Source organism: Niallia circulans (assembly GCF_003726095.1).
In the GTDB taxonomy this organism is placed as follows: domain Bacteria; phylum Bacillota; class Bacilli; order Bacillales; family Cytobacillaceae; genus Niallia; species Niallia circulans_A.
This window is the reverse complement of the sequence record NZ_CP026031.1, coordinates 723,302-741,025: the sequence shown is the minus strand read 5'-3', so window position 1 is coordinate 741,025 and position 17,724 is coordinate 723,302. Positions and strand designations below refer to the sequence as shown.

General features: G+C 37.1%; 14 protein-coding genes. All 14 read right to left on the bottom strand.

Annotated features, from left to right (window positions below; translation table 11 throughout):
- Positions 1-7: 7 nt before the first annotated feature.
- Positions 8-853, bottom strand: a complete 846-nt coding sequence (locus C2I06_RS03330) for an ABC transporter permease (RefSeq protein ID WP_095329153.1) — start codon at positions 851-853, stop codon at positions 8-10.
- Positions 850-1,782 (bottom strand): ABC transporter ATP-binding protein, encoded by a 933-nt coding sequence (locus tag C2I06_RS03325; RefSeq protein ID WP_095329152.1) that lies wholly within the window; start codon positions 1,780-1,782, stop codon positions 850-852. Before C2I06_RS03325 ends, C2I06_RS03330 begins: the two co-directional genes overlap by 4 nt.
- On the bottom strand, positions 1,779-4,124 hold the full coding sequence (locus tag C2I06_RS03320) for a hypothetical protein (protein WP_123257443.1): 2,346 nt from the start codon (positions 4,122-4,124) through the stop codon (positions 1,779-1,781). Before C2I06_RS03320 ends, C2I06_RS03325 begins: the two co-directional genes overlap by 4 nt.
- 362 nt (positions 4,125-4,486) lie before the next feature.
- On the bottom strand, positions 4,487-4,753 hold the full coding sequence (locus C2I06_RS03315) for a hypothetical protein (RefSeq protein WP_123257442.1): 267 nt from the start codon (positions 4,751-4,753) through the stop codon (positions 4,487-4,489).
- A 145-nt stretch (positions 4,754-4,898) separates the two neighbouring features.
- Positions 4,899-5,888, bottom strand: a complete 990-nt coding sequence (ftsY, locus tag C2I06_RS03310) for a signal recognition particle-docking protein FtsY (protein ID WP_047939970.1) — start codon at positions 5,886-5,888, stop codon at positions 4,899-4,901.
- 170 nt (positions 5,889-6,058) lie between these two features.
- Positions 6,059-9,628: a chromosome segregation protein SMC gene (gene smc, locus C2I06_RS03305; RefSeq protein ID WP_095329149.1), complete on the bottom strand. Its 3,570-nt coding sequence runs from the start codon at positions 9,626-9,628 to the stop codon at positions 6,059-6,061.
- A 64-nt stretch (positions 9,629-9,692) separates the two neighbouring features.
- Positions 9,693-10,433: a ribonuclease III gene (gene rnc, locus C2I06_RS03300; RefSeq protein WP_095329148.1), complete on the bottom strand. Its 741-nt coding sequence runs from the start codon at positions 10,431-10,433 to the stop codon at positions 9,693-9,695.
- 427 nt (positions 10,434-10,860) lie between these two features.
- Positions 10,861-11,091 carry an acyl carrier protein gene (locus C2I06_RS03295; RefSeq protein WP_016201082.1) on the bottom strand — a complete coding sequence of 77 codons (231 nt, stop codon included), beginning with the start codon at positions 11,089-11,091 and terminating at the stop codon, positions 10,861-10,863.
- A gap of 114 nt (positions 11,092-11,205) precedes the next feature.
- Positions 11,206-11,949: a 3-oxoacyl-[acyl-carrier-protein] reductase gene (fabG, locus tag C2I06_RS03290; RefSeq protein ID WP_123257441.1), complete on the bottom strand. Its 744-nt coding sequence runs from the start codon at positions 11,947-11,949 to the stop codon at positions 11,206-11,208.
- Positions 11,950-12,894 carry an ACP S-malonyltransferase gene (gene fabD / locus C2I06_RS03285; RefSeq protein WP_095329146.1) on the bottom strand — a complete coding sequence of 315 codons (945 nt, stop codon included), beginning with the start codon at positions 12,892-12,894 and terminating at the stop codon, positions 11,950-11,952.
- 54 nt (positions 12,895-12,948) lie between these two features.
- Positions 12,949-13,932 carry a phosphate acyltransferase PlsX gene (plsX, locus tag C2I06_RS03280; RefSeq protein ID WP_095329178.1) on the bottom strand — a complete coding sequence of 328 codons (984 nt, stop codon included), beginning with the start codon at positions 13,930-13,932 and terminating at the stop codon, positions 12,949-12,951.
- Positions 13,933-13,948: 16 nt separating this feature from the next.
- Positions 13,949-14,512, bottom strand: coding sequence for a transcription factor FapR (fapR, locus tag C2I06_RS03275; RefSeq protein WP_095329145.1), 564 nt, complete (start codon positions 14,510-14,512; stop codon positions 13,949-13,951).
- Between the two features lie 275 nt (positions 14,513-14,787).
- Positions 14,788-16,836 carry an ATP-dependent DNA helicase RecG gene (recG, locus tag C2I06_RS03270; protein WP_123257440.1) on the bottom strand — a complete coding sequence of 683 codons (2,049 nt, stop codon included), beginning with the start codon at positions 16,834-16,836 and terminating at the stop codon, positions 14,788-14,790.
- Positions 16,833-17,720, bottom strand: a complete 888-nt coding sequence (sdaAA, locus tag C2I06_RS03265; RefSeq protein ID WP_095329143.1) for an L-serine ammonia-lyase, iron-sulfur-dependent, subunit alpha — start codon at positions 17,718-17,720, stop codon at positions 16,833-16,835. Before sdaAA ends, recG begins: the two co-directional genes overlap by 4 nt.
- Positions 17,721-17,724 lie beyond the last annotated feature (4 nt).

Sequence of the window (17,724 nt, the reverse complement as noted above, 5' to 3'; positions counted from 1 at the left end):
AAACTTATCAACTTCCCTTTTTCATATTAGCACGTAAATTACGAACACTAATTGTTAATGACAATGCAATCACAATACAATAAGTAATAAGATGGGCAGCCCAAATCGGAAACTTAATGCCTGTCAATTCTTTAATTTGTTCAGAAACAGTTGGTTCAAATATATCTGCTAGCACAATACCAGGATTAAACATGGCACTAAAGTATACAGAAGGTACTTTTGCAGGAGTCGAAGCAGCATGAATATTCGCTATTTGAAAAAGAATAAGAGAAATAACTGCCGTTCCAGCCACAATAAATAACGCAACACTATAGGTTGTCACCATACTAACAATTGTTTTGCGTATGAGGGTTGAAAATAAAACCCCGAAACTGCCAATGACAAGCATTGTAAATAAACTGAAGAAAAATACTTGTGTTAACTGCGTTGGCGAAATCCCCCCATATAAAAACACAAAACTGTATATCGGAAGACTTGCTAAAATTAATAGTACTAAGTACGAAATGGACGAAAGCAATTTGCCGAGAATAATCGTAAAGCTGCTTTGAGTGGTTGTTAAAAGAATACTTAAGGTTTGTCTTTCCCTTTCACTACTAATCACCCCACCTGTCAGTCCTGGTGTAATAAATAAAACTAATCCTAATTGAACAAACGCCAAAAACATAAACATCAAGCGGCTCTCCTGCGGCTTAAAAAATCCATTTGGGCTCGAGGTTCTGAGTACATACATTAAAGCAACCATCAGCAAGGTAAGCGCAAGTAGATAAAACAGAATTCCGACAAATGTTTTTCCTGAACGAAAACGTAGCTTTAACTCTTTATTTAATACTGGATTCATGAAATAAGCTTTCAAGAGAATTCAACCTCCTTTGTAATCTCCATAAAGACATCCTCTAAATTGCTCTCCATTTCTGAAAAACTAATAATCGGAATTTCTTTTTGAATCGCTGTTTTTAATAATTCTTGCTGCGCTTTATCTCCACCTTTAAAGAGGAACTGAATTACTTTGCCATCTTCCAGCACTTCTATCTTTGAAATTCGTGGACTTTCCTCCAAAAATTCAATCGTTTTTTGTATATCAAATGTTTTTACACTAATGATTTTTTCACTCTGTAATTGCTGTTGAATAGCTGAAACCGTTCCTTGTGCCACTAATTTTCCTTGATCCAGAATTCCAATGACATCACACATTTCTGCTAGTTCTGGCAAGATATGTGAAGAGATAAGAATAGTCTTTCCCATATTCTTTAATTCTTTTAAAATCTCCCGCATTTCAATGCGTGCCCGTGGATCCAATCCAGATGCTGGCTCGTCTAGAATAAGAACTGCTGGATCATGGATTAAACTTCTCGCAAGACAAAGTCTTTGTTTCATTCCTCGCGATAAAAGATCAACATATTCTTTTCGCTTATGAGAAAGATTTACTAGCTCTAACAGCTGCGGAATTAACTTTTCTCTTTGCGCAGCTGAAATTCCATAGCTAGCACCATAAAAATCTAAGTATTCTTCTGCTTTTAACTGATCATAAACACCAAAGAAATCAGGCATATATCCTAACTGTTTTCTAACCTCTTTCGGCTGTTTAATAATATCAGCCCCATTTATCGTTGCTGTTCCAGAAGTAGGTGCTAATAAAGTAGCAAGAATAGAGAAGGTCGTAGATTTACCAGCTCCGTTCTGGCCGACAAACCCAAACACACATCCTGCTTCAATCTGTAAATCTAATGGTTCAAGTGCTGTAAACTTTCCATACTTCTTGGAAAGACCTTTAATTTCTATCATTCTTTTATCTCTCCTTTCACCTTAACAGATGGCAATTGCATGTATGGGTCACCATTTGTTGCTTTATTCACCTTCAGCGTAATTTTCCTATTTCCATCCAAATAGTCGGCAATCTTTTGTTTCTCCAATTTGAAAAGATTTTTTACTTCTTCATAATTTCCTGTGCGTTTATTATAAATACTGTATTTCACACCTGGAGTTCCGCTTGCTTGTATCGTAATAGATTCAAAAGCAATCGAGCTATCTTCATAAGATTTCGGAATTCCAAGTGTATAGAGATACTCCCCATCTTCTAACGTAAAATCATTTTCTTGGAAATTCTGATTATAGACAGTTCCTTTAATTACTGCTAGTTTCTGGTACATATCTCCTTCATTCAAGGTAAAAGGCCCAGGAAAATTATTGGCTATTGTAAGAGGCTCCATTATTAAATTAGTGCTGTTCTTTGTTACCTTTCCACTTGTTAAACCAACCTTAATGATATCCTCATTTGTAATTCCAATTAATAATGGATCTCCAGTTGTCACAGTCTTAAAATACTCCGTATTCAACACCAATCCTGAAGCAACTAATTCTCTATATTCATTTAAATCATTTCCATTGTAATCATAAACATAGGAACCTTGATTCGAATCAGATGGTTTAGAAAAATACTTATGCTTACGAGAAACCTTAATTTTTTTTGTTTCTCCAGCAGCAAGCGAACCTAATTCGATTTTTTCCGTTCCCGACCATATAAATAGGTTGGAGAAAGCATATGGAAAATGATTGGTTATGGAACCAGTAATCTCTTTTTCTGTTGTTTCAAACTTATGACTGAATCCACCTTCTACCGGGATACTGGACTTGCCGTACATAGTACGACTGGACCAATACTCTACATCCGGAAAAATCATTTCATTCTTTTTTACTTTTTCCTTGGTAACGGCCTTCATCTGTAATTCTCCATATCCTGCAAAAGGAATAGGAGTATACAAATTTTTATCATACATTAACGTAAAATCACCAGATTTATTCGATAAAAGAGTTGTAGCTTGATATCCAGATAAATAGTTATTGCTATATTGATAGACACCCATTTCATTAAATTGCGGATTTCTTATTTTATCCTTTGCACCCGTTAGGAACACTGCAATCGATAAAAGAATCGATAAGCTCGGAATAATCCACCAAGCATGCTCTCGTTTGTCGATTCTTTTTAACACAACGTATAAAATCGGCACAATAACGAGCAAATAACCTGCCAAAATAATTAATAAGATACTTGTGGATATAGTAGAGCTCTCGAAATATTCATTTGCCTGCACAAAACTATTATAAAGATCACCAATCGGGTTACTGTTATATTGAGAATTATTGGCATGCTGCGAACTTTCAGCTAATAGTATTTTTTCTACCCAACTATTAAATCCGGACCAGCCAAGAAAACTGGGATCACTAAGTGAAAAGGAAGCTTGTATAATTTTTCCTTCACCGAGCTCCTTTTTCGCCATAATCGGCTGGTCATTATGTAAAACAATTGCTTCTGCGCCTTCTATTAAGGTAGATTGATAACCATCTATTTTCGCTTGCTGTTTATTTTTTGTGTCTAGAACCGCCAAGGAAAAAGCTTCTTTTTTGCCAAGTGCTAGCGGCATCGATGTTTCTAACTGACCGTATGCTTGCTTTCCATTTGGTTGTGCACCAGTAATCAAAATACCTCCATTTTCAATCCATTTTTTTATTGCTTGCTGCTGCTCATCCGTTAATTCACTCAGTGAAAATTGATCAACCAGCAGATAGCTTATTGTTTCAAGCGCTAATGCCTGATCAGGTATTTCTTCTTTGATCATTTCCGTTGTATAAATGGAATTACTAGGCAGCTTTCTTAAATCTTTAAATTTATCATATTGATCAGTAAGTATACCTAAAGCCTGTTCAGGGATAAGATTTACCCTCACTTCTTTTACTCCAGTAAAAGTTACTTCATCGCCATTCTGCCAACTTCCGCGATATAATTTCATCTTTTTGTTAGCATAGTCTGTATCAGAAGAAATCCCAGGGATTGTGGCCATATAGGTCTTCTTACTATTTGCCGGTATATCGACAGATACTAATGTTTGTCCTCCCGCTTCATAGCTTGGAGAATAGGGAATTAATAAATCTCCTTTAAAGTCTTCTCCACTATTTTCCAGTATAATTTTTAATTGAAATCCTTTTCCATCCATTACCTTACCAGCAAATCCAGCCTCTGTTGTGATTTTTATGGTGTCAGTAGAAGCGGCATTTGCTTCTTTGACAATAAAAGTAGTGGCCAATAACAAGATAAAACATATAATTATCACTTTTTTTACTTTTCGCAAACTTTGTTTCCCCCATTTTCTATTTTTTGGTTCTAATTAATTAACGATTGGCAGTGGTTTCCTCCCTACAGTAAATACCAAAAATATTATAATGTAATTTTACACTATTTAGAGCATTTTATACATATGTTTTTTGGATATTACTTAATACTTGCCTCTCCTTCATTAGACGAAGAGACTGTTAGAATTGTTTTATGTATTGGAAGCTATTTTTTTGGAAGCATAAAAAAACTTCTGTTAACCTTTTAACAGAAGTTTGAGTTTAATATTGTTTTATAATTATCAGTGTTAGTATTTTTGTAAAATATTCATTTCGCTTTCATTCAATCTTTAAAGGCAATTGAACTAACTTTGAACATATGCTAGTTTAAATGAAAAAGGATAAGGATACTGGATGGAATCGCTATTAAAATTGCACCAATTATTTTCATGCGCAGGCCTGATAAGCTGCTTAAAAATAGGTTTTCTTCTTCTATCGTGAGCAGATTTTCTCCTTCTGCTTCTGTGAATTTTTTTGCTGGCAAGGAATCACCTAGTCGAGCATAAGCATGATGCTGAACAAGATGGCCTTTTACTGTTAAGACAACGCCTCCAATAAGAATAAGCAAAACAACGCTTTGAATAATCAAACGTTTTCCCTCCGAAAAAAAAGATATTACTTTTATTATTCTTCTTATCCTTATTTTTATTACGTCTTTGCAATAATTTAACATTCATTTACAAAAAAAGATGTCGTAAAGCTTCCTTAACGACATCTTTCCAAGCTACTCACTGTTACTCTTCGCTTTGCTCTACTAAGTTTGAAAATAAACCATAGACATATTTTTCTGGATCGAAGCTTTGGAGATCGTCCATTTTCTCACCTAAACCAACAAATTTAACTGGAATATGTAATTCGTTTCGGATTGCTAATACAATTCCACCCTTTGCTGTTCCGTCTAATTTTGTTAGCACAATGCCACTTACATTTGTTGTTTCTTTAAATGTTTTAGCTTGCACTAATGCATTTTGTCCAGTAGTTGCATCTAGCACGAGTAAAACTTCGTGCGGAGCACCTGGGACCTCTCGTTCAATTACTCGCTTTACTTTTTCTAATTCCTTCATTAAATTGACTTTATTCTGCAATCTTCCAGCTGTATCACAAAGAAGAATATCTGCTTGACGAGACTTAGCAGCCTGTACAGCATCAAACATAACTGCTGCTGGATCAGAGCCTTCTGTATGTTTAATGACATCCACACCGACGCGCTCTCCCCATACCTCCAGCTGTTCGATTGCTCCAGCACGGAAGGTATCGCCTGCAGCAAGCAAAACTTTTTTTCCTTCTTCTTTATACTTATGAGCAAGCTTACCGATGGTCGTTGTTTTCCCTACTCCATTTACGCCAACAAACAAGATCACAGTTAATCCTTCTGCTTGCATATTAATCGTAGAGGATTGATCTTCCCCGTTCTGATAAATAGCAACTAGCTTTTCGGAAATTACATCTTGTACTTCTTTTGGATCTTGGATGTTTTTTCTTTTTACTTCTTTTTTTAGCTCATCAATTAGTTCCATAACTGTTTCGAAACCAACATCTGCTCCAATTAAAATTTCTTCCAGCTCTTCAAAAAAATCTTCATCTACTTTTCGATAACGTGACACAAGTTCATTCACTTTTTCGGAAAAGTTATTTCTCGTTTTCGATAAACCTTCTTTAAACTTCTCCGTTACAGTTGTAGTCTGCTGAGACATTTTTTCTTTTAACTTTTTAAAAAAGCTCATTATTATCCCCTCTTTCGTTACAAAATATGGTTATGTACATGTAAAAACTTTTTATAAGTAAACATTAAAAGTTTCCAAGGCCTTAACTTTACAGAGTAATAGGCCTCGGAATTGAAATAAGAAATAGTGTTTTTTAAAGCGTATTAGGCTTCTAACTAACTATAAAAGAATTATCCATTTGCAACTAATTCCTTTGTTTCGCTCAATCGAACGGAAACTAGCTTTGAAACACCTGACTCTTGCATAGTTACCCCATAAAGAACATCTGCTTCTTCCATTGTCCCTTTGCGATGAGTAATGACAATAAATTGTGTTTCATGGCTGTAGCGTTTTAAATAGGAACTAAATCGGAATACATTTGCTTCATCCAATGCCGCTTCCACCTCATCCAAAATACAGAAAGGAACTGGTCTTACTTTTAGAATAGAGAATAATAAAGCAATTGCTGTTAGTGCTCTTTCTCCACCAGATAAAAGACTTAGATTTTGAAGTTTTTTCCCTGGCGGCTGGGCTACGATCTCTACTCCTGTATTTAAAAGATCTTCTGGATTTGTTAAGACTAAATCGGCACTTCCTCCGCCAAATAAGCTTTGGAATACCGTTTCAAAATGAGCTTTAATCCCTTCGAAAGTCTGCTCAAATCGATTTTTCATTTCCTCATCCATTTCATCGATTACTTGATAAAGAGTATCCTTCGCTTCTTCTAAATCTGTTTTTTGTTCAAGAAGGAATTCGTATCTTTCCGAGATTCGCTCGTATTCCTCTATGGCCCCAAGATTTACAGTTCCTAGTTCTTCCATAGCTAATTTAATGAGCTTTACCTTTTTTCGGGCTTCTTCGACTTCTAATGTTAAAGGATAATCAAGCTTAGCCCCTTCATACGTTAATAAGTATTCCTCGCGTAGATTCGTTAATCGTGTATCTAATTCCACGTCTACACGGTTTAATTTAACTTCTTCATCCTTTAGTGCCTGAACAATCCCTCTATGAAGCCTGCGCTGCTCCTTTGTTTCCAGCTCCAGCTCTTCTAAGCGCATTTGTTTTTGCAATCTTTCCTCTCTGCGTAAAGAAATAAGCTGGATCGTTTCTTGCTTTTCTTGCAATTTTTGTTCTGCTGCTTCTTCTAATGTCGCTTCCCCTGAATGAGAATTACTCATTTCAGAAGAAAGCAAGCGTAAGTCCTCTTTGACAAGCTCCCACTTTTCTTCAGTTGATTCATGTTCTTGAATGATAGCTGCTAACTTATCCTTTTCATGGCGGAGCTGTTCCTTTTTAGCTGCCGATTGAATTCGTAAATCACTAATTGTATTTACGACTGATTCTTTTGAAACTGTTTGTTTATTTTTTTGCTCGGTAACTAAAGCAATCTCTTTATCCAATTCAGATAACTTTTTACTTTGCTGTTCCAGTTTTTCTTGCAAAACAGTTCTTCTTTGCTGCAGAAGCTCTTGCTCTTGATGTGAATCGGCCTTATTGCGGTCATATAGAGACAATTTATCATTCATTGCTCTTTCTTCGAATTCCACCTCTTTTAAGTCATCTTTCCATGTTTGAATTTGGAAACGAAGATCTTCCACCTTTAAGCGCGCTTCTTCTATCGATGATTCTTCTGCTTGCAATGCTGCTTTTCCTTTTTTCAGCTGTTCCTCAAGCTTTAAAGATGTTTTATCCATTTCAAAAATCTTTTTCTTAAGCTCTTCTAATTCGCCTTTTCTAGTGATGATCGAAGCTTGTTTCTGCTTCATCGCTCCACCAGTCATCGACCCACCAGGATTAACTATCTCCCCTTCTAACGTTACAAAGCGGGAACGATATTGAAGAATTTTTGCCATCTCATTGGCGCCCTTTAAGTCCTTCGTAATCACAACATTTCCTAATAAACTGCGGATAATTTCCCGATATTGACTGTCATAATTAATCAAATCTGCCGCAACCCCAATAAAGGATGGATGCCCTTGAATTAATCGGAGTTGGGAATCAGCAAGCGTTTTTCCCTTAATCACATTCATTGGTAAAAACGTAGCTCGTCCAAACCCATTCTTTTTTAAAAAAGCGATTGCTTCACGACCATTTTGTTCTGTTTCCACCACAATATGCTGCATCGATCCACCTAATGCAATCTCTAAGCTCACACTATATTCCTTTGGCACTTGCATTAATTCCGCAACTGCACCTCTGATCCCTTGTAAGGATTTCCCTCTAGCTTTAAGTACTTCCTTTACTCCGTGGAAAAATCCAGAATAGTCATCTTCTAATTCCTCAAGCATTTCTTTACGTGATTTCGCCTGCTGTGCATATTGGTATGATTGATATAGTGCCTTCTCGACTTGTTGAACCTTTGCTTCTATTCCTTGAAAATGACTTTGCTTTTCCTGCCATTGTTTAGACCATTTCTCCAGTTCATCAGAAAGTTCCTTTAATTTCTCCATAAACTTAGTCTTTTTTTCTTGAATATGCATACGTTCATTTGTAAAATTAGCATTTTCTTCATCAAGCTGCGACGTTCTTTTTTCATGATTTTCTAGTTGCTGAATAACCGAATTCAATTCATTTTTTGCCGCTGCTTGATTACTCACTATCTCAATATAGTCGCTTTTTAGCATCTCAATTTTTTCTTCTAGGTTTTCATTAAAAAGAGCAAGATTTTTTTCATTAGCTTTTAAAGTTTCTTCAATCGCTTTCGACTCTGCTTGCAATTCATGAACAAGCTTTTGTTGCTCTTCTTTTTGCAACACAAGGGTTTCTACTCTTTCTTGTAGCTCCACTTTGCTCTTTTCAAGCTGATCTCGATTTTGTGTTGCATTCTTTTTTCGCTCTTTTAATACTTCTTTTCGACCTTCTAATTTTTCTAATTCTTCACTCACTAAAAGAAGTACTTGTTGAAGATCATCAATCGATTCATCTAAAGCGGCAACTTCATTTTTCACTTCCTCCATCTTCGCTTCCTTATTTTGCAGCATGGAGGATAGTTTTAGTTCTTCTTGTTTATATGTTTCTAATTGCTTTGAAATAGCTTCAAATCGCTCATGCGCTTCTTCGATATCATGAACCATTAAGGCTACTTCAATCGATTCAAGATTTTCACGATGATGTAGATATTCTTTAGCCATTGAGCTTTGAATCTTTAGTGGCTCAACCTGACTTTCTAATTCATGTAATATGTCATTTACACGATTCAGATTATCTTGTGTTTCTACAAGCTTGCCTTCTGCTTTTTTCTTACGAGTTTTATATTTCAATACACCTGCTGCTTCTTCAAAGATAGACCGGCGATCTTCTGCCTTACTATTTAAAATTTCTTCGACTTTTCCCTGACTGATAATCGAAAATGCCTCGCGCCCAAGCCCCGAGTCCATAAATAAATCAATAATATCTTTTAGACGACAAGATTGTTTATTAATTAAAAATTCACTATCTCCTGATCGATATACACGCCTCGTCACACTTACTTCATGGAAATCCAATGGCAGGAAATGATCTTCATTTTCTAAAGTTAACGTTACTTCTGCAAAGTTAACCGCTTTTCTTGAGTCACTACCTGAAAAGATAACATCCTCCATCTTACTTCCACGCAAAGACTTTGCAGATTGTTCTCCAAGTACCCAACGAATTGCATCCGTAATATTACTCTTTCCACTTCCGTTTGGTCCTACTACTGCTGTCACACCTGGCACAAAATCGACAGAAATCCGATCTGCAAATGACTTAAAACCGATAACATCTAACCGTTTTAAGAACATGACCTCACCCCGATTCTTCCTTGTTTTCCTCTAGTTGTTTTTCTTCGTTTGTTTTCTTGAGCATTTAGTTTTCACTTTCCGCCTTTAGCATTAATAATGATTTTTGGGCAGCTTGCTGCTCTGCTTCTTTCTTGGAACGCCCCATACCTGTTCCAAGTTCTCGATTATTTAAAAAGACTTGTGAAATAAACTCTCTATTGTGTGCGGGTCCTTTTTCAAGTAATATTTTATACTCGATTGTTCCAACAGCATCTCTTTGTACATATTCTTGTAGTTGACTTTTAAAATCCATCACATGAGAAAAAGCACCGTTATTAATTTTCGGGAATATAACTTCCTCTAAAAATGCTACCACTGAGTCTAATCCTTGGTCTAAATATAAAGCACCAATAAACGCTTCAAATACATCAGCAAGCAGCGCTGGTCTAGTTCTTCCCCCAGTCATTTCCTCTCCTTTACCTAAGAGCACATACTTACCAAAGGAAAGTTCATTAGCAAAGGAAACAAGCGATGGTTCACAAACGATTGCAGCTCGCAATTTAGTCAGCTCACCTTCGCTCATCATCGGGAATTTATTGAAAAGAAATTTAGAAACCGTTAATTCCAGAACAGCATCCCCAAGAAATTCTAATCTTTCGTTATCTTCATGTGGTTTTCTTCGATGCTCATTCACATATGATGAATGGGTAAAAGCTTGCTTTAATAGTTTTTCATTCGTAAAATGAATCCCCAATTTATCTTGGAGTTCTTTCATTTTTTTCTCATTTGGTCGAACAGTTCTTTTGTCTTTTCGATTGCCTCGCATTTTGCATCCACCTTAGCACTAAGTTTACAATTCATTTCAAGTTTAAGTAAAAAAGATAAAAAACGCAAAGAAACTTGGAAAGTTTTTTCTCTCCAAGCCTTTTCTATTACAGAAATCGGGCTACCACTAGGGGGCTAACCCCACTTCACATAAGAAAAACTATTTCTATCCTTTTATGCGTCAATAAACGCTGTATTTGTTATTCATTTGCACGAATCGCTATCTATCCGTCCAACAACTAATATTTTGCCTATAATAATAGGTATTTAGTTATTAGTATACATCAAACAAACAGATATTGTCATCTATTCTTAGAGCCATTTTCATAATGGATTTCCCTGATATTTCTACAATCATAGAATATACATAAATCATCGCTAACATACAAAATTAAAAGCCCCGTTATAACGGAGCTTTTAAACATTGATTAGCGATTACTTATGTAGTTCACAGCATCACCAACTGTAGAAATCTTTTCAGCATCATCGTCAGAAATTTCCATATCAAACTCATCTTCTAATTCCATAACAAGTTCAACTACATCAAGAGAGTCAGCCCCTAAATCATCTTTGAAAGAAGCCTCTAAAGTTACTTCTGATTCTTCTACGCCAAGACGATCTACAACGATTTTTGTTACACGCTCTAATACATCTGCCATTTATTTCACCTCCCCTCAAATGCATTATAGAGTATTTTAACGAAATAATAAATGAGAACTTTATCTGATGTTTATTCTCTTACTATTCGCATTTTTCCCTTTGTTTAGGAAAGATTACATATACATTCCACCATCAATATGCAATGTTTGCCCTGTGATATAGCTGCTCTCATCAGAAGCTAAAAAGACAACAGCATTAGCAATATCTTCTGGTTTACCAAATTGACCTAACGGAATTTGCGTAAGCATGCCATTTTTCACTTCTTCTGTCAATTTATCCGTCATATCTGTTGTAATAAATCCAGGAGCAATCGCATTTACCGTAATATTACGCTGAGCAAGTTCTTTCGCAGTTGTTTTTGTAAAACCAATCACACCTGCTTTTGCTGCAACATAATTGGCTTGCCCAGGGTTTCCTGTCACACCAACAATGGAGGTGATGTTAATTATTCTGCCTTTTCTTTGCTTCATCATTGGTCTTGTGACTGCTTTCGTGCAGAGGAACACACCTTTAAGATTGGTATTAATAACATCGTCCCACTCTGAATCTTTCATACGCATTAGCAAATTATCTCTTGTAATTCCAGCATTATTCACCAAAATATCCAGACTGCCAAACGCTTCTAACACTTCTTTCATCATCGCATTTACAGCATCACTATCTGATACATCACATTGAATGCTTATTGCTTTTCTTCCTAAAGCTTCGATCTCCTTCACTACTTCATTGGCACGCTCTACACTTCCTGCATAGTTAACAACAACGTCTGCACCTTGCTTTGCTAACTCAAGTGCAATCGATTTGCCAATTCCTCGAGATGCTCCAGTGACAACAGCAACTTTACCAGCTAATTTCACTTACATATCCCCCTTTAATTCTTCTGCAACTTTACTACTTGTTTCTATATCATTTACAGCATATACTTTTGCTTTTCGATCAATTTTCTTGATTAAACCGGAAAGAACTTTACCAGGTCCAATTTCAATAAATGTATCTACCCCTAAATCAAGCATGTTGCGAACGGAATCTTCCCAAAGGACAGATGAATACAATTGCTCCACCAGCTTTGTTTTTATTTCTGCGTGATCTTGAATTGGAGCTGCCGTTACATTAGCAATGACAGGAATTTTTGCATCTGTTAATTGCAATCCATCTAATACAGATGCAAATTTTTCCGCTGCTGGTTTCATTAACTCAGAATGGAAGGGACCACTTACTTCCAGAGGAATTGCACGCTTTGCACCTGCTTCCTTCGCTCTTTCTCCCGCTAATTCAACACCCTTTGTTGTTCCTGAGATTACAATTTGTCCAGGACAATTAAGATTAGCCAACTGTACAGAATTACCTGCATCTGAAATCTCGTGTGTGACCGCAGTTAATTTCTCTCTTTCTAATCCAAGCACAGCGGCCATTGCTCCTTCGCCTGCTGGAACAGCTTCTTGCATATATTCTCCACGTTTGCGAACCGCATATACAGCCTCTTCAAAAGATAGCACACCTGCTGCTACTAACGCTGAATACTCACCTAAGCTATGACCAGCAACAAAATCTGGCTGTATATTAAACTGCTTAAAATGTTCTAAAATGGCGATGCTTGTTGTAAGTAAAGCTGGCTGTGTATTATGGGTAAGCGTAAGCTCTTCCTTTGGTCCATCAAAAATTAAGTCCGTCAAAGAAAAGTTTAATTTTTGATCCGCTTTTTTAAATACATTTGCTGCCGGTTCAAATTGTTCAAATAAATCTTTTCCCATTCCAACTACTTGTGAGCCTTGACCTGGAAAAACAAAAGCGATTTTACTCATTTATTTTTACTCTCCTTTTCTTCCCATTAGAAGTGGAATTCACTATATCTGTCTCTATTTATTCTCCATTGCATCCTTAATTTGAGCGACTACCCCTGATTGCACAAATTCTCTTGTTTGTCTGATTGCACTAAAAACCGCTTGACTATCAGACGAACCATGGGCCTTGATTACAGGGGCATTTAAACCGAATAAGGCAGCTCCGCCATACTCTGAATAATCTAACTTATTTTTAATCTGCTTTAGATTAGGCTTCAAGACAGCAGCAGCCATTTTAGAAGTAAAGCTGCTCATTAACTCGGCCTTAATCATTTTAAACATCGACATTGCTGTTCCCTCAACCGTTTTTAAAATCATATTTCCTGTAAAACCGTCTGTCACAGCAACATCACATACTCCTTCAAGCAAATCACGTGCTTCCACATTTCCGATAAAATGAATATTGGTATTTTGGAGAAGTTCAAAGGTTTTCTTTGTTAACTCATTTCCCTTTTTCTCTTCTGTTCCAATGTTCAATAAGCCGACTCTTGGTTTAGCAACTCCTCTTACTTTTTCAGAATAGATGCTCCCCATCATGGCATATTGAACTAAGTTTTCTGGCTTAGCGTCTACATTTGCACCAACATCAAGTAAAAGGAATCCTTCTCCACCAATCGTCGGCAAGGTTGGTGCTAATGCTGGGCGGTCAATCCCCTCCATTCTACCAACAACGAATAATCCAGTTGCCATTAAGGCACCTGTATTTCCTGCTGATATGAACGCATCTGCTCTTCCCTCTTTTACTTCTGTAGCACCAAGGACCATACTAGCTGTTTTTTTCCTGCGTACTGCTCTTACTGGTTCATCTGTTGCTAAAATTTGCTCTTCTGTATGTAAAATGTTGATTCGTTCTTTATTGGTTAGAGAAGCTTGAATCTGTTTTTCGTCCCCAACAAGAAGTATCTCTAGGTCTGAAAAAGTTTCAATTGCTTTTTGGGCACCAATAACTATTTCCTTTGGGGCATTGTCTCCCCCCATTGCATCCATTGCAATTTTCATCATATTGATTACTCCTTTATCTTTTGGCACGGTACATGTCAAATTCACCTTTAAAAACTAATTCTGTGTTCACATAACTATTCACTTCTACTGTTGTTCTGCCAGTTATACTATCTATATGCTTTACTTTTGCTTTAGCAATAATTCGTTCACCTAATTTAACCGATCTCGTAAAATGAATACTGGCTTTTGCCGTTAGTGCTAGTTCATCGTTAATTAGGGCTACCGCAAGAGAATTCGCTTGTGCAAAGAGATGATGCCCCCTTGCAATACCATTTCTTTTAAAAACATGCTCTTCTTTCACTTCAAAGATAGATATAGCTGAACTATCTAATTCCATATCGATTATTTCACCAATGACTTCTTCGATAGGCAATGCTTTCACTTCGTCTTCAAGTGATTGTTTGGCGACATTTTTAATGCGCTCTCTAAGCTCTGGAATGGATAGTTCTAACCGATCTAGTCTTATCGTCTGTACACTAACAGAGAATTTTTCCGCCAATTCCTCGTCTGTAATAAATGGAGTTTCCTTGATTGTCTCCACTAAAAGCTCTTGACGTTCTCTTTTGTTCCTCTTCATTTATTCACACCACCGCACTATTAAGACTAGGTACTAATAGTAGTATATAATTTATACAATGGGATTGCAAGCCGAAGTTTTGTTCTCCGCTAGTGAATAAAAACATAAACCTCAGCCTGAATTCCCTACCCTATCTTTTCCAGCTGTACGATAAGGGGCTATACTATTCTTATGTTATCTGCGGTTATTCAAGCTACTTTATGATTCCTAAACTCTCTCTATAAAAAAGATGTCAACATACTTAAACTTGTTATTTACTAGAAAATATATTGTGATTAATCTAGCTTTTCTCCGTTAAGGACTCCTGTTTCTTCGAGAGAATCTCTTAGCGCTTTGTAGTCGTCATTTTGCCAGAATGCAGTTGACTCGATTAGGATAGCAGCGTCATTTCTTGCTGTTTCCAAGATGCGATAATCGTGTATCATATCACCCATTTTGAATTCAGGTAGACCACTTTGTTTTTTCCCAAAGAAATCTCCTGGTCCTCTTAATTCTAGATCCTTCTCACTTAACACGAACCCATCGCTTGTTTCCGTCATAATTTTCATTCGTTCTTTGCCAACATCTGTTTTCGGATCTGCGATTAATACACAGTAAGACTGGGCATCCCCTCGCCCTACTCTCCCTCTTAGCTGATGAAGCTGTGATAACCCAAATCGTTCTGCATCATATACGAGCATAAATGTCGCATTTGGTACATTAACTCCAACTTCAACAACCGTTGTACTTACAAGCACTTGGATCTCATTCTGACTGAACTGTTTCATCATATTATCTTTCTCTTCTGGATGCAGTTTTCCATGCATAAGCCCTACATTGTATCTGCCTTGGAAAAAGGTAGATAACATCGCATGCACGTCGATCGCATTTTGAACATCCAGTTTTTCGGACTCCTCGATTAACGGACAAATTACATAAGCTTGTCTTCCTTGCTGGAGTTCTTTTTCCATAAACTGCAGGATTCTTGTTAACATATCATGCTTTACCCAATATGTTTCGATGTTTTTTCGCCCTGCTGGCATTTCATCGATAATACTGACATCCATCTCACCAAATACCGTGATGGCAAGCGTTCGTGGAATTGGGGTCGCAGTCATAAACAGAACATCTGGATTTTCCCCCTTCTCCCGCAGTACTCTTCTTTGTTCCACACCAAAGCGGTGCTGTTCATCTGTAATGACTAATCCTAATGATTTGAATACTACATCATCTTGGATTAATGCATGTGTCCCTATTAAAATATCGATTTTCCCTTCTTTTAGTTGGGCTAGTAATTCTTTTCTTTTTTTACCTTTAACAGAGCTTGTTAACAAACCACATGTTACGCCAAATTCTGAAAAAATATGATGCAGCGAATCTGCGTGCTGCTCTGCCAGGATTTCTGTCGGTGCCATTAGCGCACCTTGGTTGCCTGAAAGGATCGAAGCATATAACACAATCGCAGCAACAATTGTTTTCCCTGATCCTACATCCCCTTGCAGTAAACGATTCATTCGCACATCTGCTTTCATATCTGTGAGAATTTCGTTTACTACCCTTTTTTGAGCATTTGTCAACGGAAAAGGAAGCTCCTTAATGAAAGTGGTTAGTTTTTCAAGGGAATATTGCTGGCTTTTGCCACCAGAATGTTCTCTTTCGTATTTTCTTAAGGCACTCATTTTTAATTGAAACAAAAGAAATTCTTCATACACAAAACGTCTTCTAGCTTGCGTTAGATCCTCTCTCTTTTCAGGAAAATGGATAATCTTGAGTGCTTCCTTTCGAGGCAGCAAACGATACTTCGTTAACATCGAAGGGGGAAAATTCTCTTCGATTAATTCTCCATATTGATTTAAAGCAGAGGATATATATTTACGTAAACTTTTTACGGTCATATTCCCTTTTACAGCATAGACTGGTTCGAATACATGCCCCTTTTGATTACTGCCAATTTGCAAATGGTTTGCTGTTATGGTCTGCCGGTGCTGATCCCATTTCCCTGTTACCGTAATCAATTCTTGCACAGCTAATTTACTTTTTAAATAGGGCTGATTAAAAAACACAACCGTAATTAAGTACTGTTCGACTAATAGCTTTATAGTTAATCTAGATTTCTTTCTTCCATAAAAAATAAGGGATGGTTCACTATGAACCTTCCCTTCTACCGTCACTTTTTCTTCATGCTTTATTTCTTCGAGGTTTTTCAGACGATAATCCTCATAGCGATAAGGAAAATATTCTAGCAAATCATTAATCTTATGAATATTCATTTCTTCTAACTGTTTTTTTGTTTCGGGTCCAACCCCTTTTATATGTTCAACGGATAGTTGTAAAGACTCACTCACTTGTTTGCGGCAGCTGCACTACCAAAGATTTCAGCTTCTAACCTGCGACCTGTCGGTGTTGCTGCCAACCCTCCCCGTGCTGTTTCTTTAAGCGCTGTAGGCATTGCCTGACCAATGCGATACATACTATCAATTACTTCATCACAGGGGATACGACTTTTAATACCAGCCAAAGCCATATCAGCAGCAATCATCGCATTCGCTGCACCCATTGCATTTCGTTTTACACAAGGAACTTCCACTAATCCAGCAACTGGATCACAAACAAGACCGAGCATATTCTTTAACGTGATGGCCATAGCATGTGCTGATTGTTCTGGTGTTCCTCCTGCCATTTCTACAATTGCTGCTGCAGCCATGCCGGCAGCCGAGCCAACTTCTGCTTGACATCCCCCTGCCGCACCTGAGATGGAAGCATTATTTGCCACAACAAATCCAAATGCACCAGATGTGAAAAGAAATGCAATCATTTGCTTTCTTGTAGGATTCAGTTTATTTTGTACAGCAAATAACGTACCAGGCACCACTCCTGCTGACCCTGCTGTCGGTGTTGCACATATCATTCCCATAGCGGCATTTACTTCATTTGTTGCAACAGCTTTACTTACCGCATCTAGAATAATCTCTCCGGAAAGAAATTGACCTTTCTTAATATAGTTTTGGAGAAGCACCGCATCTCCACCAGTTAATCCAGAATGGGATACAACTCCCTTTAACCCTCTTTCAACCGCTTGCTCCATTACTTGAAGATTCGTTTCCATTTGACCGATAATTTCTTGTCTTGTTTTTCCTGTTACTTGCATTTCTTGTTCTATCATTATTTCGGAAATCGGTAAACTTCTAGTTGTTGCTATTTCTACCAATTCTGCTACATTACGAAACATATTT

Coding starts and splice junctions, on each gene's coding strand:
- C2I06_RS03325 (WP_095329152.1), bottom strand. CDS start 1,782: ATGATAGAAATTAAAGGTCTTTCCAAGAAGTATGGAAAGTTTACAGCA.
- ftsY (WP_047939970.1), bottom strand. CDS start 5,888: ATGAGCTTTTTTAAAAAGTTAAAAGAAAAAATGTCTCAGCAGACTACA.
- smc (WP_095329149.1), bottom strand. CDS start 9,628: ATGTTCTTAAAACGGTTAGATGTTATCGGTTTTAAGTCATTTGCAGAT.
- rnc (WP_095329148.1), bottom strand. CDS start 10,433: ATGCGAGGCAATCGAAAAGACAAAAGAACTGTTCGACCAAATGAGAAA.
- C2I06_RS03295 (WP_016201082.1), bottom strand. CDS start 11,091: ATGGCAGATGTATTAGAGCGTGTAACAAAAATCGTTGTAGATCGTCTT.
- fabD (WP_095329146.1), bottom strand. CDS start 12,894: ATGAGTAAAATCGCTTTTGTTTTTCCAGGTCAAGGCTCACAAGTAGTT.
- plsX (WP_095329178.1), bottom strand. CDS start 13,932: ATGAAAATTGCAATGGATGCAATGGGGGGAGACAATGCCCCAAAGGAA.
- fapR (WP_095329145.1), bottom strand. CDS start 14,512: ATGAAGAGGAACAAAAGAGAACGTCAAGAGCTTTTAGTGGAGACAATC.
- sdaAA (WP_095329143.1), bottom strand. CDS start 17,720: ATGTTTCGTAATGTAGCAGAATTGGTAGAAATAGCAACAACTAGAAGT.